General features: G+C 66.9%; 20 protein-coding genes. 11 read left to right on the forward strand and 9 right to left on the reverse strand.

Annotation, left to right across the window (positions count from 1 at the left end; translation table 11 throughout):
• Positions 1 to 123: 123 nt before the first annotated feature.
• The 5 genes from rodA to HCZ97_RS12575 all read right to left on the reverse strand — a co-directional run bounded on the left by rodA (position 124) and on the right by HCZ97_RS12575 (position 5,797).
• Positions 124 to 1,263: a rod shape-determining protein RodA gene (rodA, locus tag HCZ97_RS12555; protein ID WP_167689060.1), complete on the reverse strand. Its 1,140-nt coding sequence runs from the start codon at positions 1,261 to 1,263 to the stop codon at positions 124 to 126.
• Positions 1,260 to 3,203, reverse strand: a complete 1,944-nt coding sequence (gene mrdA / locus HCZ97_RS12560) for a penicillin-binding protein 2 (protein WP_167689061.1) — start codon at positions 3,201 to 3,203, stop codon at positions 1,260 to 1,262. Before mrdA ends, rodA begins: the two co-directional genes overlap by 4 nt.
• Positions 3,200 to 3,748 carry a rod shape-determining protein MreD gene (locus tag HCZ97_RS12565; RefSeq protein WP_167689062.1) on the reverse strand — a complete coding sequence of 183 codons (549 nt, stop codon included), beginning with the start codon at positions 3,746 to 3,748 and terminating at the stop codon, positions 3,200 to 3,202. Before HCZ97_RS12565 ends, mrdA begins: the two co-directional genes overlap by 4 nt.
• A complete protein-coding gene (gene mreC, locus HCZ97_RS12570) occupies positions 3,741 to 4,673 on the reverse strand; it encodes a rod shape-determining protein MreC (protein WP_167689063.1) in 933 nt (310 codons plus the stop codon). Before mreC ends, HCZ97_RS12565 begins: the two co-directional genes overlap by 8 nt.
• Positions 4,674 to 4,750: 77 nt before the next feature.
• Complete coding sequence (locus tag HCZ97_RS12575) at positions 4,751 to 5,797, reverse strand: rod shape-determining protein (RefSeq protein ID WP_167689064.1); 1,047 nt, start codon at positions 5,795 to 5,797, stop codon at positions 4,751 to 4,753.
• Between HCZ97_RS12575 and HCZ97_RS12580 the strand changes: the two genes are divergently transcribed.
• From HCZ97_RS12580 to HCZ97_RS12590, 3 genes are all read left to right on the forward strand, one after another.
• On the forward strand, positions 5,754 to 5,954 hold the full coding sequence (locus HCZ97_RS12580; RefSeq protein WP_167689010.1) for a hypothetical protein: 201 nt from the start codon (positions 5,754 to 5,756) through the stop codon (positions 5,952 to 5,954). The genes HCZ97_RS12575 and HCZ97_RS12580 overlap by 44 nt on opposite strands.
• Before the next feature lie 32 nt (positions 5,955 to 5,986).
• Positions 5,987 to 6,760, forward strand: a complete 774-nt coding sequence (gene rlmJ, locus HCZ97_RS12585) for a 23S rRNA (adenine(2030)-N(6))-methyltransferase RlmJ (RefSeq protein WP_167689065.1) — start codon at positions 5,987 to 5,989, stop codon at positions 6,758 to 6,760.
• A gap of 116 nt (positions 6,761 to 6,876) precedes the next feature.
• Positions 6,877 to 7,419 carry a sugar O-acetyltransferase gene (locus HCZ97_RS12590; RefSeq protein WP_167689066.1) on the forward strand — a complete coding sequence of 181 codons (543 nt, stop codon included), beginning with the start codon at positions 6,877 to 6,879 and terminating at the stop codon, positions 7,417 to 7,419.
• A gap of 21 nt (positions 7,420 to 7,440) precedes the next feature.
• Here the strand turns inward: HCZ97_RS12590 and HCZ97_RS12595 are convergent, their stop codons facing one another.
• Both HCZ97_RS12595 and HCZ97_RS12600 read right to left on the reverse strand, forming a co-directional pair.
• A complete protein-coding gene (locus HCZ97_RS12595) occupies positions 7,441 to 7,857 on the reverse strand; it encodes an ACT domain-containing protein (protein WP_254871506.1) in 417 nt (138 codons plus the stop codon).
• The gene (locus HCZ97_RS12600; protein ID WP_175581718.1) at positions 7,854 to 8,003 is read right to left on the reverse strand and encodes a tautomerase family protein; all 150 of its coding nucleotides are present in this window, start codon (positions 8,001 to 8,003) and stop codon (positions 7,854 to 7,856) included. The genes HCZ97_RS12595 and HCZ97_RS12600 overlap by 4 nt, the downstream gene beginning before the upstream one ends.
• 204 nt (positions 8,004 to 8,207) lie before the next feature.
• Between HCZ97_RS12600 and HCZ97_RS12605 the strand changes: the two genes are divergently transcribed.
• The gene (locus HCZ97_RS12605) at positions 8,208 to 8,765 is read left to right on the forward strand and encodes an NUDIX hydrolase (RefSeq protein WP_217701780.1); all 558 of its coding nucleotides are present in this window, start codon (positions 8,208 to 8,210) and stop codon (positions 8,763 to 8,765) included.
• 77 nt (positions 8,766 to 8,842) lie between these two features.
• Complete coding sequence (locus HCZ97_RS12610) at positions 8,843 to 9,799, forward strand: DUF808 domain-containing protein (RefSeq protein ID WP_167689067.1); 957 nt, start codon at positions 8,843 to 8,845, stop codon at positions 9,797 to 9,799.
• Between the two features lie 121 nt (positions 9,800 to 9,920).
• On the opposite strand, the gene HCZ97_RS12615 is transcribed toward HCZ97_RS12610, so the two are convergent.
• Positions 9,921 to 10,472, reverse strand: a complete 552-nt coding sequence (locus HCZ97_RS12615) for a YbjN domain-containing protein (RefSeq protein WP_167689068.1) — start codon at positions 10,470 to 10,472, stop codon at positions 9,921 to 9,923.
• 331 nt (positions 10,473 to 10,803) lie between these two features.
• Positions 10,804 to 12,384, reverse strand: a complete 1,581-nt coding sequence (locus HCZ97_RS12620) for a 2-isopropylmalate synthase (protein ID WP_167689069.1) — start codon at positions 12,382 to 12,384, stop codon at positions 10,804 to 10,806.
• A 654-nt stretch (positions 12,385 to 13,038) separates the two neighbouring features.
• Between HCZ97_RS12620 and HCZ97_RS12625 the strand changes: the two genes are divergently transcribed.
• From HCZ97_RS12625 to HCZ97_RS12650, 6 genes are all read left to right on the forward strand, one after another.
• Positions 13,039 to 13,788 carry a sulfite exporter TauE/SafE family protein gene (locus HCZ97_RS12625; RefSeq protein ID WP_167689070.1) on the forward strand — a complete coding sequence of 250 codons (750 nt, stop codon included), beginning with the start codon at positions 13,039 to 13,041 and terminating at the stop codon, positions 13,786 to 13,788.
• A 46-nt stretch (positions 13,789 to 13,834) separates the two neighbouring features.
• On the forward strand, positions 13,835 to 14,497 hold the full coding sequence (locus HCZ97_RS12630; RefSeq protein ID WP_167689071.1) for an SDR family NAD(P)-dependent oxidoreductase: 663 nt from the start codon (positions 13,835 to 13,837) through the stop codon (positions 14,495 to 14,497).
• Complete coding sequence (locus HCZ97_RS12635) at positions 14,494 to 16,026, forward strand: cryptochrome/photolyase family protein (RefSeq protein ID WP_368484368.1); 1,533 nt, start codon at positions 14,494 to 14,496, stop codon at positions 16,024 to 16,026. Before HCZ97_RS12630 ends, HCZ97_RS12635 begins: the two co-directional genes overlap by 4 nt.
• Positions 16,027 to 16,096: 70 nt before the next feature.
• Positions 16,097 to 17,443, forward strand: coding sequence for a 3-phosphoshikimate 1-carboxyvinyltransferase (aroA, locus tag HCZ97_RS12640; protein WP_167689072.1), 1,347 nt, complete (start codon positions 16,097 to 16,099; stop codon positions 17,441 to 17,443).
• Positions 17,444 to 17,578: 135 nt separating this feature from the next.
• Positions 17,579 to 18,193 (forward strand): d(CMP) kinase, encoded by a 615-nt coding sequence (locus tag HCZ97_RS12645; protein ID WP_167689073.1) that lies wholly within the window; start codon positions 17,579 to 17,581, stop codon positions 18,191 to 18,193.
• Positions 18,194 to 18,355: 162 nt separating this feature from the next.
• A complete protein-coding gene (locus HCZ97_RS12650; RefSeq protein ID WP_167689074.1) occupies positions 18,356 to 18,985 on the forward strand; it encodes an NAD(P)H-dependent oxidoreductase in 630 nt (209 codons plus the stop codon).
• Positions 18,986 to 19,331: the final 346 nt, after the last annotated feature.

The raw sequence follows: 19,331 nt of genomic DNA on the forward strand, positions 1-19,331 counted from the left end.
GCGGGGATGCCTCCGGCGGAAGTATTTCCGGCCAGATGAAGGATCTGCCCTCTCCACTGGTCCGGGAGGCGCAGGCCGACGACGGGCGCGGGGCCCTCGATGGGGGCCGTGGCCGTTTCCTGTTCAGCGGGCCTTGTGGACGTGGGCGCTTTGCACCAGGCCGAAGGCCAGCAGCAGCACCAGCATGGCAGAGCCGCCGTAGCTGACCAGCGGCAGCGGCACGCCGACCACGGGGGCCAGCCCCATGACCATGGACATGTTTACGGCGAAGAACAGGAAGAAGGTCGTGGCGATCCCCAGCGTCAGCAGCGCGGCATAGCGGTTCTGGTTGGTCATCGCGGAGGAGACGCAGAAGACGATGATCAGCGCGTAGAGGATCAGCAGGGAGGCCCCGCCGATGAAGCCGAATTCCTCTGCCAGGGTGGTGAAGATGAAGTCCGTGTGCTTTTCCGGCAGGAAGTTCAGCCGCGACTGGGTGCCCTGCATGTAGCCCCGCCCGGCCCAGCCACCGGAGCCGAGCGCGATCTTGGACTGGGTGATGTGATAGCCCGCCCCCAGCGGATCCTTGGAGGGATCCAGGAAGGTGTCGATGCGGCGGAACTGGTAGTCCTTGATCAGCTGCCAGTCGGTGCCGCGGCTCTGAAAGACCGCCCAGACCAACCCCACCGCGCCGCTGATGACAGCGGCGAAATAGGCCCAGTGGACGCCGGCCAGGAACATCACCGCCCCGCCCCCCGTCAGCAGCAGGATCGCCGTGCCAAGGTCGGGCTGTTTCAGCACCAGCATGGTGGGCAGCACGATGATCAGCACCGGGATGAAGACCCAGACCGGGTGGGACACCTTGCGCAGCGGCAGCCAGTCGTAATAGGCGGCCAGGAACATCACCAGCGCGATCTTCATCAGCTCTGAGGGTTGCAGGCGGACCGGCCCGATGTCGATCCAGCGCTGAGCGCCCATGCCGACGGTGCCGAAGAACTCCACGAAGACCAGCAGCATCAGCGACAGGGCATAGGCCAGCGCGGACATGTTGCGCCAGAACCAGATCGGCACCATGGCCACGACGAACATCACCACCATGCCGATGCCGAAGCGTTTCATCTGCGGTTCCGCCCAGGTGGACAGGTTCCCGCCGGCCACGGAATAGAGCATCAGGAAACCGGCGCTGGCCACGGCTGCGATCAGCAGGGCCAGGGGCCAGTTGAAATAGAGCACCTTGCGCAGCCCCGAGGGGACGGTCTTGACGGAATACTCGAGGTAGCTCATGCGCGGCTCATCTTTTCCTTTTCCACCCGGGGGCGGAGCGCGCGCAACCGGCGCTGCTGTTCGGCGATGCGGTCGCGGTCCTTGGCCGGGTAGGCCTCCAGCGGGGGGTCCTCTCCGTAGAGGGCCTGAAGCGTGATGTCGCGGGCGATCGGCGCGGCCACGGAAGAGCCGCCGCCGCCATGTTCCACCACCACGGCCACGGCCACCTTGGGATTGTCGAAGGGCGCGAAATCCACCCAGAGCGCATGGTCGCGCCGTTCCCAGGGCAGGTCCGCGTTGGAGGTCACCCCCGCCGCGCGTTCCGCCACGGAGATGTTGCGCACCTGGGAGGTCCCGGACTTGCCGGCCATGCGCATGTTCTCTGCGATGACGCGGGCGCCGTAGCCAGTGCCCTGCCGGGAGTTCGAGACCTCGAACATGCCGTCGCGGGCCAGTTTCAGGCTGGCGGCGGAAATGCCCAGGCTTTCGCCCGCGCCGCTGGGCTGTTCGACCCCGTCTATGGTCTTGATCAGCCGCGGGGTGACATTGTTGCCGGAGGCGATGCGCGCCGTCATCACCGCCAGCTGCATCGGAGAGGCCAGCACGAAGCCCTGCCCGATGGAGGCGTTGACCGTATCCCCGATCACCCATTCCTGGCCGCGCACGTCGCGCTTCCACTGCTTGGAGGGCATCAGCCCGGAGGCCACGGCGGACATCGGCAGGTCATGCTGCACGCCCAGCCCCAGCCGGTTGGCCATTTCGGTGATCCGCTCGATCCCGACTTCCAGCGCCAGTTCGTAGAAAAAGACATCGCAGCTTTCGCGCAGCGCGCCGATCACGTTCAGGTGCCCGTGCCCGCCCCTGCGCCAGCAGTGGAACCGCCGGTTGGAAACCTTGAGGTGCCCGTTGCAGTAATAGGTGTCCCGGCCGGAGATCACCCCGGCCTCTAGCCCGGCCAGAGCCACGACCATCTTGAAGGTGGAGCCGGGCGGATAGGTGCCCTGCACGGTCTTGTTGGCCAGTGGGCGATACTTGTTCTCCGTCAGGGCCCGGTAATCGGAGACGGAGATGCCGCGCACGAAGAGGTTGGGATCGAAGCTGGGGGCAGAGCCGATGGCCAGGATGTCGCCATTGGTGCAATCGATGACCACCGCCGCCGCGCTTTCCCCGCCCAGCCGGGCCTGGACGTAGTTCTGCAGCAGGTAATCGGTGGTCAGCTGGATGCTGGCGCCCTGGTGCCCTTCCTGGCGGTCGAGCTCGCGCATCACGCGGCCCACGGCGTTGACCTCCACCCGCTTGGCGCCGGCGGTGCCGCGCAGGTCGTCTTCCATCTTGGCTTCCAGGCCGACCTTGCCGATCTGGAAGCGCGGTATCATCAGCACCGGGTCGGGGTCTTCGATCTTGGACAGGTCGTAATCGGAGACCGGGCCGACATAGCCGACCACATGGGCAAAATCCTGGTCTAGCGGATAGGCGCGCGACAGACCGACCTCTGGCGTGATGCCGGGCAGGGCGGGGGTGTTGACCGCGATGCGCGACACATCCGTCCAGCTGACGCGATCGGCCAGGGTGATCGGCAGGAAGGGCGCGGAGCGCTTCATTTCCGTCTTGGCGCGTTCGATGTCACCGGGATCCAGCAGCACGATGCGGGACAGGCGCGCGATGACCTCGTCGACATCGCCGGCGTCTTCCTCGACCATGGTGATGCGGTAGGCGGGTTCGTTGCGCGCGATGGCGATGCCGTTGCGATCGTAGATCTCGCCCCGCGCGGGGGGGATCAGGCGCATGTTGATGCGGTTCTCTTCGGCCAGCATGCGGAACTGGTCGGCCTGGTCGACCTGCAGGAAGCGCATCCGCCAGGCCAGCAGCCCCATGAAGCCCAGCTGGGCGCCGCCCAGCACGAGCGAGCGCCGGGTGATCTTGCGGGCAGAGGTCTGGGTATCCTTGGGCGTGCGTCTCATATGCGGTGGCCCAGGTTGTCTACTTCGCCCACCGCCGCGCGGCGCAGGCCGAAGAAGAGGTTGGAGAAGACGGAGACGAAGGGATAGACCGCCACGGTGGCGATCAGCTGCGACAGGGTCACGGCGATCTGCGGGCGGTCCAGGAAGAAGGTGATCAGCGCCAGGCGGTAGCCGATCAGGATGGCGGCGCAGGTGATCCCGGCGGCCAGCCATTCCGCGACGAAGGTGCGGTCCCGCATCAGCCGCGAATAGCGCTTCAGCCGCTGCACGCCCAGCAGCGCGATGGCCGCCATCAGGCCGGGCGGGCGCATCAGCAGCAGGTCCGCCAGCAAGAAGAGCGCGGCCAGCATCCAGCCCGGCACCAGTTCCGGGCGGCGGATCGCCCAGACCAGGGTCAGCGCCAGCATCAGGTCCGGCCCGGCCAGCAGGCGCGGCAGGGTTTCCAGCGGCAGCAGGGAGAACATCATCAGGCCCAGGTAGATCAGCACGAAGGCCAGGCGCAGGCTCAGCACCCGCGGCAGGGAGGAGCGGATCGCCTCAGCCATCCTGGGCCTCTTCCGGCAGGATCACCGGGTCCTGCGCGATCAGCCCCGGCCCCTGCAGGGGCGGCGTGGGCGGGGCGATCAGCCCGCCGGGGTCGCGCAGGCTTTCGGTGCCCATGTTGCGCAGCACGCGCAGGAATTCGAGCCGCTCGTAATCCGCCGCCAGGCGCACCCGCAGCCGCCCGCCGGCATCCTGGGCCACGTGGCCCACCAGCAGGCCGGAGGGGAAGACATCGCCATCGCCGGAGCTGACGACCCGGTCGCCGGGGCGGATGAGCTCTGCGTTCTCGATGAAGTCGATGGGGGGCGCGGCGGTGTTGTTGCCCATGATGATGGCGTTCTGGCCGGAGGGCTGGATCGTCACCGGCACGCGCGAGGAAGTATCGGTCAGCAGGATCACGCGCGAGACCTGTTGCCCCACGCCGGAGATCCGGCCCACCAGCCCGATCCCGTCCATCGCCGCCCAGCCATCCACGATGCCGTCCCGGGCGCCGATGTTCAGCAGCACCGACTGCCGGTAGGGAGAGCCCGAATCCGCCATCACCACGCCGGTGATATAGGTCAGCCGGGGATCCAGCCGCACGTTGTTGAGGTCGAGCAGGCGGGCGTTTTCCTGTTCAAGCTGCAGCGCGGCTTCCTTCCAGGCCTTCATCTGCTGCAGCTCGCGCCGCAGCTCCTGGTTCTGGTCGTGGATCCGCTGGTAGCTCTGGAAATCGCGCAGCAGCTTCACCGCGCCGGTCACCGGGGCCATGGCCCAGTCCATGGAGGGCAGGACCCGATCGATCACATGGGCGCGAAAGCGTTCCACGCGGGGGCTGTCGATCCGCCAGACAAGGAAGATCGCCACAAGGACAAGCACCGTGATGACGGTAAACAACCGTCTCAGCGGGGTGACGTAATCCTCGTCCTGTTGACGATCCTTGGCCATGGGACTCCATGCCGATGAACGTGGGGGCCACGCTCACGGCAGGATGCGGCAAACGTGGTTAATAGAGAGTGAAAGGCTCAGCTGTCGTAGTCAATCGCGTGGCGCAGCTGTTTCTCGTATTCCAGCGCCTTGCCTGTGCCAAGGGCGACGCAGTTCAAGCTTTCGTCAGCGATGGAGACAGCCAGGCCGGTCTGTTCGCGCAGCGCCAGGTCCAGGTCGCCCAGCAGCGCGCCGCCGCCGGTCAGCATGACGCCGCGGTCGACGATATCGGCGGCCAGGTCCGGGGGCGTGGCTTCCAGCGCGGTCATCACCGCTTCGCAGATCTGCTGGACGGGTTCGGACAGCGCCTCGGCCACCTGGGCCTGGGTCACCTCGATCTCCTTGGGTACGCCGTTCAGCAGGTCGCGGCCGCGCACCTGCATGGCCGCGCCGCGCCCGTCGTCGGGCATGCGGGCGGTGCCGATGGAGGTCTTGATGCGCTCTGCGGTGGATTCCCCGATCAGCAGGTTCTGCTGGCGGCGCAGGTAGGAGATGATCGCCTCGTCCATGCGGTCGCCACCGACGCGGACGGAGCGGGCATAGACGATGTCACCCAGCGAGAGCACGGCGACCTCGGTGGTGCCGCCGCCGATGTCCACGACCATGTTGCCGGTGGGATCGGTGATGGGCATGCCGGCCCCGATGGCCGCCGCGATGGGTTCCGCGATCAGGCCCGCGCGGCGGGCGCCGGCGGAAAGCACGGATTGACGGATCGCGCGTTTCTCAACGGGGGTGGCGCCATGGGGCACGCAGACGATGATCTTGGGCTTGGAGAAGGTCGAGCGCTTGTGCACCTTGCGGATGAAGTACTTGATCATCTCTTCGGCCACGTCGAAATCGGCGATGACGCCTTCGCGCATCGGGCGGATCGCCTCGATGCTGCCGGGGGTCCGACCCAGCATCAGCTTGGCGTCCTCGCCCACGGCGAGCACCTTCTTGATGCCGTCCTTCACGTGGTAGGCCACCACGGAGGGTTCGGACAGGACGATGCCGCGCCCCTTGACGTAGACGAGCGTATTCGCCGTCCCGAGGTCAATGGCCATGTCCGATGAAAAGAGCCCAGGCATTCTGCTGAAAAGAGCCATTCTTGATGCTGTCCCGATTGCGTTCCCCAACAAGCCCACGACTCTGGCGGTGCGGACCGTTCGTCCTTATAGGCAGTGCGATATCCCGTGGAAAGGGGAGCGGCCCGGCGATTCAGCGTCTTTTCGCCGTGAAACCGTAATTTTCATGGGGGATTGATGGCCGGGCAAGCAGGGCGTATCGCGTAAGGCATGTTATCTTACCAGCACATATACCATGCCGGGAACCCGGCCGACCTGCACAAGCATGCGCTTTTGGCCGTCATGCTGGAGCGCATGGCCGAAAAGCCCAAGCCCTTGACATATCTGGAAACTCACGCAGGGCGGGGGCTGTATGACCTGTCCAGCGCAGAGGCGCTGAAGACCGGAGAGGCGGCTGCCGGCATCGGCGCGCACGGGGGGGATTTCCCGCCCGATCACCCCTACGCCAAGGCTTTGGACCGGGTGCGCGCAAGACATGGGCAGACGGCCTATCCGGGGTCTCCCCTTCTTGCGGCGGAACTGCTGCGCGAGGGCGATCCGATTCACCTGGCAGAGCTGCACCCCCAGGAGCGCCGGGCGCTGCGCGGGGCCATGGGCGTGCGGGCGCAGATCCATGGCCAGGACGGCTTCGAGATGGCGCAATCGCTCTGCCCGCCGGAGCCGCGGCGCGGGATGATCCTGATCGACCCGTCCTGGGAGGTGAAAGAGGATTACGACCGCCTGCCGGGCTTCGTGAAGACCCTGCACCGCAAGTGGAACGTGGGCGTCATCGCCCTGTGGTATCCGCTGCTGAAGGATCGCCGCCACGAGGGGATGCTGGCCGCGCTGGAGGGGCTGGAGCTGCCCAAGACCCTGCGCAGCGAGCTGCGCTTCCCGCCGGTGCGCGCCGGGCACGGGATGCTGGGCAGCGGCATGTTCATCGTCAATGCGCCCTTCGGCACCGAGGACGAGGCGACACGGCTGAAGGGTCTGTTCGCCCGCTGACACCGGGCCGGGGGGCTTGGCCCCCCACGGCCGCGGCCCCCTCGATGGGGGCCAAGGGCGTTGCGCCGACAGATCTGGAACCGAAAAGACCGGGAGCCGAAGCGGGGAGCAGGCAGATGACCGAGTTCGAGAAGATGCAGGCGGGCAAGTGGTACAACACCTTCGACCGCGAAATCGACGGCTTCCGGGATGTCTGCCGCCACGCGGTCTGGCGCCACAACATGCTGCCGCCCGAGGCGCGCAACGGGGTCGCCCCGGAGCTTGAGGCGATCATGGGCCAGATGGGGCGCGGCGCCTTCGTGGAGGCACCGTTCCACTGCGCCTATGGGTTCAACCTTTTCCTGGGGGAGGAGGTCTATATCAACTCCGGCTGCGTGATCCTGGACAGCGCGCCGGTCCGCATCGGGGCGCGCAGCCTGCTGGGCCCGCAGGTGGGGATCTACTGCCCGGAGCACCACCACGATCCCCGGCTGCGCTCTGAAGGCCAGGAGATCGCCTACCCGGTGACCCTTGGAGAGGATGTCTGGATCGGGGGCGGGGCGAAGATCACCTCTGGCGTGACCATCGGGGACGGGGCCATCGTGGGCGCGGGCGCCGTTGTCACGCGGGATGTGCCGGCGGGGGCCAAGGTCATCGGCGTGCCAGCCCGACCCATCTGAGCAGACGATCTGAGCGCCCCTCTACTCTCCGGAGGCGGCGGCCTGCAGGTCCAGCAGGATGGTCAGCGCCTCATCGGCCTGTTCGGCGGGAATGAAGACATGATCGTGGTGGAAGGCCGCCACCACGTTGCAGGCGATCCCGGCCTCTGCCAGCGCAGAGGCGACCGCCGCCGTCAGCCCCACCCCCTTGAGCGAGGAATGGACCCGCAGGATGATCCGCCGCATGGGCAGGCCGGGGGCCGCGCCTTCGGGCAGGATCATCGACAGCCCCTCTTCCTCGCGGAAGGTGGCCAGCGCGCGGTAGTCCAGCCCTGCCGGTGGTGGGCCGGCGAAAGAGGCAAAGACATGTTCCTCCGGATCCAGCCAGGGCCGCATCCGGGAGATCATCTCCTGGGTGTCGGAAACGGGTGTCGGCGCGGGCCGGGGCGGGGGCATCATCTGCGGGCCCGCATGGCGCGTGCGTCCGCGGCGCCCAGCGTATGCCCCGCCACTTCTGCGAAGGCCGAGGTGACGCCGGAGATGATCCGCGCCTTTTCCCCTGGGCTGAAGACCCCCTCGAGGACCTGGATGTCTATGGCGGGCATGGGAGCCTCCTTCGCGGTTGCGTCTCTGCCTTTCGGGGCATCCAAGCGCCCCGCTGGCAGGCAGTGTAGCCGCGCCGGGGCCATCGGCAAGCCTTTGCTCTGTGTCAGGCGGTGCAAGGGCTTGTTTGTGCTCCCATATCCGGGCTTTGTGGCGCCGAAAGCCCAGCCGGCAGGCAGGTCGGGGCACCAGAAGGAGCAGCCGCCATGCGCGGAGAGATCAAACAGCAGGCGAGCCGCATCGCCTATCGGAACAACTGGATGACGGTGCGCGAGGATGACGTGGTCTTTCCCAATGGCCACCAGTCGATCTTCGGCGTGGTGGAAAAGCCCGATTTCGTCGCCGTGATCCCGGTAGGTGCGGATCTGAGGATCCACATGGTCAGCCAGTACCGCTATGCCGTCACCACCCGCACCTGGGAGATCCCGCAGGGCGCCTGGCCCGACCGCCCCGATGCCGCCCCCGAGGAAATCGCGCGCGGCGAGCTGCGCGAGGAAACCGGCTTCAGCGCCGGAAGGATGGAGCTGATGGGGCGCATGTACCAGGCACCGGGCCTGTCCACGCAAAGCTGCCACCTGTTCCTTGCCACTGGGCTGGTGCCCGGAGAGACGGCCCGCGAGGTGACGGAGAGCGACATGGAGGTGGCCGCCTTTTCCATGGCCGAGATCCGCGCCATGGTGACGCGCGGCGAGATCATGGACGGAACCTCCATGGCGGCCTTCGGGATGCTGGCCCTGCAGGGCCGCCTGGAAGAGCTGGGCTGAGGCGCTCTCGCGGGGGCGAGCACTTGCCGTGGGGACGGGGCGCGCTATTGTCGGCTGAAACCTAAAAGGGGCGAAACATGAGCGGCTTGCTGGCACTTCTGGACGATGTTGCGGCCATTGCGAAGGTGGCGGCGGCCTCTGTCGACGATGTTTTCGGCCAGGCGGTCAAGGCGTCAAGCAAGGCAGCGGGGGCGGTGATCGACGATGCCGCCGTGACGCCGAAATACGTCCAGGGCTTTTCGGCGGCCCGCGAATTGCCGATCGTCTGGAAGATTGCGCGCGGCTCCATCCGCAACAAGGTGCTGCTGCTGCCGGCGCTGCTGCTGCTCAGTTATTTCCTGCCCCAGGCCATCGCGCCGCTGTTGATGATCGGCGGGGCCTACCTGGCCTTCGAGGGGGCAGAGAAGGTCTGGCATGTGATCAGCCCCTCCCACCACGACGTGGCAGAGGCGGTGGAGCGCAAGAAAGCCGATCCGCATCTTGAGGAAAAGAAGGTCGCGGGCGCGATCAAGACCGATTTCATCCTGTCGGCAGAGATCATGACCATCACCCTGTCGGCCCTGCCGCAGGGACAGGCCCTTTGGCTGGAGGCGGGGGCGCTGGCGGTGGCCGGGCTGATCATCACCACCGTCGTCTACGGCGCCGTGGCGGTGATCGTGAAGGCCGATGACCTGGGCCTGGCCATGGCGGAGCACGGGCGGCTGGGCCTGACCCGGACGCTGGGGCGCGGGATCGTCAACGGGATGCCGCATTTCCTGAAACTGCTGGTGATCGTGGGCACGGCGGCGATGCTCTGGGTCGGCGGCTCCATCATCGTGCACGGGCTGGGAGAGCTGGGCTGGCACGCCCCCGAAGAGGTGATCCACCGGATCGCCGTGGCCGTGGCCGAATGGGTCGGCCGGGCGCATAGCGCCGTGGAGTGGAGCGTCACCGCCTTCTGTGACGGCGTGCTGGGGCTGGGGCTTGGCGCAGTGATCGTGGCGATCTGGAGCAGCCTTTCGGGGCTGTTCGGCAAGGGCAAGACAGCACATTGAGCGGTCAGCCCCTTGTCAGGGGCGCCATCCTGGAATCGCGCGCCTCAGGGTCGTGGGCGCGCCGCTTCCGTGGCGGCCCATGCGCCGGAGCCGGGAAACCCCGTCCGGCGCATGGCGTGGATCAAAAGTCGATCTCGTCGCGGAATTCGCCGATCGCCTGGTCCCATTCCTTGAGCGTGTAGGAGAAGACCTCTTCGGGGATGCCCGAGCGCGTCAGCACGTAGCTTTGCAGGTAGGGGTCGTTTTCGTCATCCAGATAGGCCATGGCCGTCACGGCACGACGGTTCCAATCGTTGACCTCCTCTGCCTTCATGCCCTCTGTCAGGTCGAAGCCGGACAGGTAGAGGATGGAATCGCAGCCGGTGTTGTCCACGCAGCCGTAAAAGAGGATATCGAACTTCACCCCGCCCGTGGAGGAGCTGATCATCGGGTCACCGCCGGAATCGACGTCAAGCGTGGCGCGGTAGCCAAGATCCTGCATGACGGCGACCATGCCCTCGGGATCGGCGGCGGAGATCATGCCTTCCTCTGCCTTAACGCCGCTGTCGCCGCCGCCGCTGTGGCGAATGGCAGAGCCCACGGCGCCGCTGAGCAGCCCGCCCTTGGCAAGGGCATGCTGAGGCAGGGCGGGCAAGAGGATCAGGCATGCGGTTGCAAGTGTTTTTGAAAGCATCTGGTTGCGCCTTTTCTTCAATCTTTGGTCCGGTCCGTTTGACTCGGCATTGACCGGGCCTCAAGCAGGCACCGGATTAACCTGACCATTTGGTCAATTATCGGCAGCGTTCCGCCGACCTGGGCCGGACAGACGCTTCGGACCAGCGCGCTGAACGGGTCCGTGCGGGTCACCCTGCCTAGGGTGCCGCCATGCTCCGGCACCTTCGGCGCGGCGAGCTCTTCATCCGCGATGAGGGGCAGCAGGGCGGTCACCAGCACAGCCGGGGGGCATGAAAAAAGGCCCCGGATCGCTCCGGGGCCTTGGTATTTCTGGTGTCGGGACCGAGGGGTCAGCCGGCATCCTTGTAGCTGATCTCACGCTCGTCACCGCCGGCGGCGACCTTGCCACGGCGCACGAGAAGCCGGTTGAGCGCGTGGATATAGGCCTTCACGGAGGCGACGACGGTATCGGTATCGGCGGAAGAGCCGGTGACGATACGCCCGTCCTCGTTCAGGCGGACGGAAACGGTGGCCTGGGCATCGGTGCCCTTGGTGACCGCGTGCACCTGGTAGAGCTCAAGCTTGGCCTCATGCGGGAAGATCTCCTTCACCGCGTTGAAGGCCGCGTCCACGGGGCCGTCGCCGCTGGTCTGGGCCGTCTTGGCGACGCCATCCACGGTCATGGTCATGTCCGCCGATTGGCCGCCGGTGCCGCAGATCACGGTGAGATCCGTGAGGATCAGGTGATCCGGGGTGGCATCGTCAGAGACCTGGACAAGCGCAAGGATGTCGTCGTCGTAGACTTCCTTCTTGCGGTCGGCCAGCGCCTTGAAGCGCACGAAGACGTCCTGAAGCTGGTTGTCGGCCATTTCCACGCCAAGCTGGCGCAGCTTGTCCTTGAGCGCGGCGCGGCCCGAGTGCTTGCCCATGACGAGGTTGGTGGCGGCAAGGCCGACGTCCTCGGGGCGCATGATCTCGAAGGTTTCGGCGTTCTTGAGCATGCCGTCCTGGTGGATGCCGCTTTCATGCGCGAAGGCGTTCTTGCCGACGATGGCCTTGTTGAACTGCACCGGGAAGCCGGAGACAGAGGCGACGCGGCGCGAGATGTTCATGATCTTGCGGGTGTCGATGCCGGTGGTCCAGGGCATGATGTCGTGGCGGACCTTGAGGGCCATGACCACTTCTTCCAGCGCGGTATTGCCGGCGCGTTCGCCCAGGCCGTTGATCGTGCATTCGATTTGACGCGCGCCGGCTTCGACGGCGGCAAGGGAGTTGGCCGTCGCCATGCCAAGGTCGTTGTGGCAGTGGGTGGCAAAGATCACCTGGTCCGCACCGGGGACCTTTTCGATCAGCATCCGGATGAGGTCCGCGGATTCGCGCGGCGCGGTATAGCCGACGGTATCGGGGATGTTGATCGTGGTGGCGCCGGCCTTGATCGCGATCTCGACCACGCGGCAGAGGTAATCGTGCTCCGTCCGGGTGGCGTCCATGGGGGACCATTGCACGTTGTCGCAGAGATTGCGGGCGTGGGTCACGGTTTCATGGATGCGCTCGGCCATCTGGTCCTGGTCGAGGTTGGGGATGGCGCGGTGCAGCGGCGAGGTGCCGATGAAGGTGTGGATCCGCGGGCGGGCGGCGTGTTTCACGGCCTCCCAGCAGCGGTCGATGTCCTTGAAATTGGCGCGGGACAGGCCGCAGATCACGGAATTCTTGGAATTTTTCGCGATCTCGCTGACGGCGTTGAAATCCCCTTCGGAGGCGATGGGGAAACCGGCTTCGATCACGTCCACGCCCATTTCGTCGAGCAGCGCGGCGATCTCGAGCTTCTCTTCGTGGGACATGGTGGCGCCGGGCGATTGTTCGCCGTCGCGGAGCGTGGTGTCGAAGATGACGACGTGGTCGTCGGATACGGCTTTGGGTGCAGTGGTCATGTGATGTCTCTTTCTATTCTCCAGATGCCTTGGCGCGAGAGGCTGTTCCCCTGAGCGAGTCGCGCCGGTGCGGCACCGCTCAGAGGCGGATTAGGAGAAGCAGCAGGCCGTGGGCACGCGGGGCGCGCCGAACGGAGGGGATATGGGCCTGGGTCATCATGGGGGCGTCTTTACCGGAGGTGAACCGCGTTGGGAAGGGGGAGATTACGCTGCAGCTGCGAAGGTGGCGGGCGGGGCCGGGTTTTCGGCGGGTCTGGCGGGGCGGACTCTGCATGGATGCACAGGCGTTTTCGGGGCTTTTTCGACGTCTGTGGCAGGTCTGTATCGTGTCGGTATTGCGTCGGTATCACGTCGGTGCGCAGCGCACGGTGGGGCAGGGATTTGTTATGTGCTTTTTTGCAGGGGTCGTTTCCGGGGAGCGGCGCTCGCCCCTGCAGAGCATCGCCCCGCCCCCCGTCCCACATCGCGCCCCGTAACGGGTTCTGCCCATTGGTCGGTCCGGCCCAGCCTGGACGGGAGGCGCAGGCCGACGACGGGCGAGCGCCCCCTCGATGGGGGCCGAGGCCGTTTGCGAGGGGGCTTTGCAGGGGCACAGAGCTTGACCTCGGGCGGAAAACAGACAGGGTCTGTCCGGCACATCCGGAACGGACTTTCATGGAACAGACTATCCTGCTGCTGATCGCGGCCCTGACCGTTGGCATCTCTAAGGGCGGGCTGAGCACGGCGGCGGCGATTGCCGTGCCGATGCTGTCGCTCTTCATGAACCCGATCACCGCCGCGGCCACCTTGCTGCCGGTCTATATCGTCACCGACGCGATCGGCGTCTGGCTTTATCGCAGGGATTTCTCTGTCCGAAACGTGGCGATCCTTGTGCCCTCCATGCTGCTGGGGGTGGTGATCGCCACGGTGATCACGCCCTGGACGCCGGAAAGCCTGCTGCTGATCTTCACCGGGCTGATCGGGATCTGGTACATCCTGCGCACATGGCTGCGGCGCGGGCGCGGCGGCCCGCCGACCGAGGCGCGGGTGCTGCCGGGGGTGATCTGGGGCACGATCACGGGCATCGCCAGTTTCATCACCCATTCGGGCGCCCCGCCAGCGCAGGCCTACCTGCTGCCCCAGCAGCTGTCCAAGATGACCTTCGCGGGCACCATCGCCGTGGCCTTTGCCGTGGGCAACCTGGCCAAGCTGCCCGCCTATGCGGTGATCGGCCAGATGGACGGGCTGAACTGGGGGCTGACCGCCGCCCTATCCGTCACCGGGATCGGGGGCACCTTCATCGGCCGCTGGCTGACCAAGCGCCTGCCGGAACGGATCTACATGCAGGTGATCCAGGTCATGCTGGCCCTGCTGTCGGTCATCCTGCTGCTGAAGGGCGGGCTGGCGCTGTTGGGGATCGGGTGAACCGAAGGGCGCCCGGCTGCGTATCCCCTTGCAGAAAGGGGAAGCCATGGAACGCGCACTCATCATCGGAGCATCCGGAGGCATCGGCGCCGCGCTGGCGCGCCGGCTGACCGCCCGGGGCACGCAGGTCACCGCCCTGTCACGCAGCGCGGACGGGCTGGACGTGACGCAGGAAGACTCCATCCGGGAGGCCCTGGGCCGCCTGGAGCCGGGCCTTGACCTGGTGATCTGCGCCACCGGCAAGCTGGAGGGCGCGGGGCAGGGGCCGGAAAAGGCCTTTTCCCGGCTGACGGCGGCGGCGATGGCGGATCAATATGCCACCAATTGCATCGGCCCGGCGCTGGTGCTGAAACATGCCATGGCGCTGCTGCCGCGCGACCGGCGCGCCGTCTTCGCCGCGCTTTCGGCGCGGGTGGGCAGCATCGGGGACAATGGCCTGGGCGGCTGGATGTCCTACCGCGCGGCCAAGGCGGGGCTGAACCAGGTGGTGCGCTGCGGCGCGATCGAACTGGCCCGCACCCATCCGCAGGCCCTGTGCCTGGCGCTGCATCCCGGCACGGTAGAGACCCCTTTTACCGAAGGGTTCACGGGGCGCGACAAGCACAGCCCCGATACCGCCGCCGATCACCTGCTGGAGGTCATCGCGGGCCTTGGCCCCGAGGACAGCGGCAGTTTCCATGACTGGCGCGGCACGCCGGTTCCGTGGTGAGTGCCCCGCGTCTGGTGCTTGTGCTGGGCGACCAGCTGAGCATGGATCTGTCGGCTCTGCGCGCCGCCGATCCCGCGCGCGACGTGGTGGTCATGGCAGAGGTCATGAGCGAGGCCACCTATGTCCCCCATCACCCCCGCAAGATCGCGCTGATCCTGTCGGCCATGCGCCATTTCGCCGAAACCCTGCGCGCGGCGGGCTGGCAGGTGCTGTACCGCCGGCTGGAAGAGGCAGAGAACGCGGGCTCCATCCCGGCGGAGCTGCTGGCGCGGGCCGAGGACACCGGCGCGCAGGAGGTCATCGCCACAGAACCCGGTGAATGGCGCCTGATCGAGGCCCTTCAGGATCTGCCCCTGACCCTGCACATGCAGCAGGACGACCGCTTCCTTGCCTCTCATGCGGAGTTCGAGGCCTGGGCAGAGGGGCGCAAATCCCTGCGGATGGAGTATTTCTATCGCCAGATGCGGCGCCGCACGGGCTACCTGATGGAGGGGGAGGCTCCGGCAGGGGGCAAGTGGAACTTCGACGACCAGAACCGCAAGCCGGCGACGCGCGACCTGCTGCGCGCCCGCCCGATGCAGTTCACGCCGGATGCCATCACCGAAGAGGTGCTGAGCCTGGTGGAGGCGCGCTTTGGCGACAATTTCGGGACTCTGCGCCCCTTTGACCTGCCGGTCACCCAGGAACAGGCCCGCCGCGCGCTGACCCATTTCGTCACCCGCCTGCTGCCCGATTTCGGCCCCTACCAGGATGCCATGCTGGCCGGTGAGCCGCATCTGAACCACGCCCTGCTGAGCCCGGCGATGAACATTGGCCTGCTTTCCCCGCGCGAGGTCTGCGATGCCGTGGCAGAGGCCCATGCCGCGGGGGATGTGCCGCTGAACTCTGCCGAGGGGTTCATCCGCCAGGTGATCGGCTGGCGGGAATACATGCGTGGCATCTACTTCCTGGAAGGTCCCGATTATCCCCGCCGCAACGCGCTGAACCACCATCGCGCGCTGCCCCCGCTGTACTGGGGCGCGAAGACCCATATGGCCTGCCTGTCAGAAGCGGTCGGCCAGACCCGCGACCTGGCCTATGCCCATCACATCCAGCGCCTGATGGTGACGGGCAATTTCGCCCTGCTGGCCGGCATCAATCCGGGCGAGGTGCATGAATGGTATCTCTCGGTCTACCTGGATGCGGTCGAATGGGTGGAGGCGCCCAACACGATCGGAATGAGCCAGTTCGCCGATGGCGGGGTGATCGCGTCGAAGCCCTATGTCTCATCCGCCAATTACATCGCGAAGATGAGCGATTACTGCGAGGGCTGTCATTACTCTGCCACCACCAAGCTGGGGGAGGGGGCCTGCCCGTTCAACTTGCTGTACTGGGCCTTCCTTGACCGCCACCGCGACCGCTTCGCGGCCAATCCCCGGATGGGGCAGATCTACGCCACCTGGGACCGGATGGCGGCGGACAAGCGCGCCCGGATCCTGCAGGAGGCAGGGGATTTCCTGACACGCATGAGCGCGGGGGAGACCGTATAAGCCGTTTCTGCGTGACGCGGCACCCGGCCTGCGCTATCAGGCCCGCGCAATCGCGAGGGAGAGCAGCATCATGTCGCATGGGGGAACGCCGCAGGAGATGAGCGCGCGGGCAGCGGGGCCGCTGACCGGCGAAGCCCATGTGCCCGGGGACAAGTCGATCAGCCACCGCGCGCTGATCCTTGGCGCCATGGCCGTGGGCGAGACGAAGATCACCGGCCTGCTGGAAGGCGAGGACGTGCTGGACACCGCCAAGGCCATGCGCGCCTTCGGGGCAGAGGTCACCCGGCACGAGGATGGCTCCTGGTCCGTGCATGGCGTGGGGACGGGTGGTTTCGCGGAGCCCGACCAGGTGATCGATTGCGGCAATTCCGGCACCGGGGTGCGGCTGATCATGGGCGCCATGGCGACCTGCCCGATCAGCGTGACCTTCACCGGTGACGCCTCTCTCAACAAGCGGCCGATGGCGCGGGTCACCGATCCGCTGGCGTTGTTCGGCACCCAGGCGGTGGGGCGCTCTGGCGGGCGGCTGCCGATGACCATCGTGGGCGCGCGCGACGCGGTGCCGGTGCGCTACGTGGTGCCCGTACCCTCAGCCCAGGTGAAAAGCGCGGTGCTGCTGGCAGGGCTGAACGCCCCGGGCCAGACCGTCGTGATCGAGAAGGAAGCCACCCGCGACCACACGGAGCGGATGCTGGCGGGCTTTGGCGCAGAGATCAGCACCGAGGTGACGGAAGAAGGCCGGGTCATCACCCTGACCGGCCAGCCGGAGCTGACACCGCAGACCATCACGGTGCCGCGCGATCCCTCCAGCGCGGCCTTTCCGGTCTGTGCCGCCCTTCTGGTGCCCGGATCGGATGTGCTGGTGCCCAACATCGGGCTGAACCCGACCCGCGCGGGCCTGTTCTATACCTTGCAGGAAATGGGCGCGGATCTGACATTCGAGAACATGCGCGAAGAGGGGGGCGAACCCGTCGCCGACCTGCGCGCGAAATATTCGCCCGACATGAAGGGGATCACCGTGCCGGCAGAGCGCGCGGCCTCCATGATCGACGAATACCCGGTTCTTTCCGTCGTGGCCGCCAATGCCACCGGGCGCACGGAGATGCTGGGCGTCAAGGAATTACGGGTCAAGGAAAGCGACCGGATCGAGGCCATGGCCACGGGTCTGCTGGCCAACGGCGTTGCCGTCGAGGCCGGTGAAGACTGGTGGACGGTCGAGGGCGCGGGCCCGGGCAGCGTGGCCGGCGGCGCGACGGTGGAAAGCCACCTGGATCACCGCATCGCCATGTCCTTCCTGGTGCTGTCGATGAGCGCGCAGGAGCCCGTCATCGTGGATGACGCCGCGCCGATCGCCACCTCCTTCCCGATCTTCACTGACCTGATGACGGCGCTGGGGGCCAGCTTCGAGACGCTCTGAGGGTCTGGACATCCCGGCGGGGCATGGCAGACTGGGCGCCCGTTCGATCCCCGGCCGGCCGGCATCCGGCCGCCTGACGCGCGGGCTTTTCAAACTGGCCTGACCCTTCTGACGGGCCGCCCAAAGGAGCTTCCCATGGCGTTTACCATTGCCATCGACGGGCCCGCAGCCGCGGGCAAGGGCACCATCAGCAAGGCCGTGGCCGCGCATTTCGGCTATGCCCACCTGGACACGGGCCTGCTGTACCGGGCCACCGGCGCGCGGATGCTGGACGGGCTGGATCCGCTGGAGGCCGCCCGGGCGCTGGTGCCGGATGACCTGAAACGCGAGGGGCTGCGCTCTGCCGATGTGGCGCGGGCCGCCAGCCAGGTCGCCGCCCTGCCAGAGGTGCGCCGGGCGCTGGTCGATTTCCAGCGCGCCTTTGCCCGCCGGGCCGGTGGCGCGGTGCTGGACGGGCGCGACATCGGCACGGTGATCTGCCCCGAGGCAGAGGTGAAGCTGTTCGTCACCGCCAGCGACGCGGTGCGCGCCGAGCGCCGCCATGCAGAGCTGACGGCCTATGACCCCGAGGTCACTCTGGAAAGCGTGCTGGCCGATCTGCGCGAACGCGATGCCCGGGATTCCGCCCGTGCGACCGCGCCGCTGAAACCGGCAGAGGACGCTCAGCTGATCGACACCACGGACATGGACATTAAGGCCGCCGTGGCCGCTGCGATTGCCATCGTGACGGCACGGCAGGACGAGGTCTGATCGGCGCCTGAGCGCGCACGCGCCCCTGCAGAAACGCGCAATTGGTGCTAATCTATTGTTGCTAATGCCAAAAAGTCACGCGGGCCCGGGGCGCGCGTGATTTGTACTTGCCAGGTCTCTTGCCTAGATGCGGGTCAGACACTCGCAACAAGGTATCATTCGATGTTCCTGGACAAGCTGAACTGGCGTTACGCCACCAAGAAGATGGACCCCGCCCGCCCGGCGCCCGAAGACAAGGTTGAAAAGATCGTGGAAGCCGTGCGCATGGCGCCGACCTCCAGCGGGACGCAGCCCTTTGAACTGCTGGTCGTGACCAATCCCGAGATCCGCGAGAAGCTGCAGGTTGCCGCCCTTGGTCAGACGCAGCTGACCGAAGGGTCCCACGTGCTGGTCTTCGCGGCCTGGGACAATTACACCGAGGACCGCCTAGACGGCGTGCTGGAAGCCACCGAGGCCGAGCGCGGCGAATCCGAGGGGATGACCAACTATTACACCCGCTTGAAGAACGCCTACCTGCCGCGCGAAGAGCGCGACAACTTCGAACATGCCGCGCGCCAGGCCTATATCGGCCTTGGGTTCGCGCTGGCCGCCGCGGCCGAGCTTGAAGTCGACAGCACCCCGATGGAGGGCTTCGATGCCGATGAGGTCGACCAGATCCTGGGCCTGCGCGAGAAGGGCCTGCGCTCTGTCGTGATCCTGCCGCTGGGCACGCGCGATGCGGGCAACGACTGGCTGGTCGACATGAAGAAGGTGCGCCGCGCACCGGACGAGATCATCACGCGGATCGACTGATCCGGCGTCGGGTTTGATTGACGGGTCGCCCGGCGACCCGATGGCTGCGGGCTGACAGGGCCCGCAGCCGGCGATGGCCAAGGGCGCAGAGGGCCTTCTGCCGTGCTTTCGGGCGGGCAGGGGCCCTTATCGGCCTGATCGGGATCAGCGATCCGGCGCCGCTGTGGGGTCATGATTCCCCCGCCGGGCGCCATGGATTGCTTTCCGCAAGGGCAGGCGGGAATCGCCGCCAAGCCCCCGGGATCGGGCGGGAATCGGCCCGCGCAGGCCCCGCCTGAGGGGCAAAACCGCCTTCTGATGCGGGCTTCAGGGCCACTTTACCCTTGATTTGCAGGGGCACGGGGCG

Origin of the sequence: Pseudooceanicola sp. HF7 (genome assembly GCF_011806405.1) — a bacterium.
In the GTDB taxonomy this organism is placed as follows: domain Bacteria; phylum Pseudomonadota; class Alphaproteobacteria; order Rhodobacterales; family Rhodobacteraceae; genus Pseudooceanicola.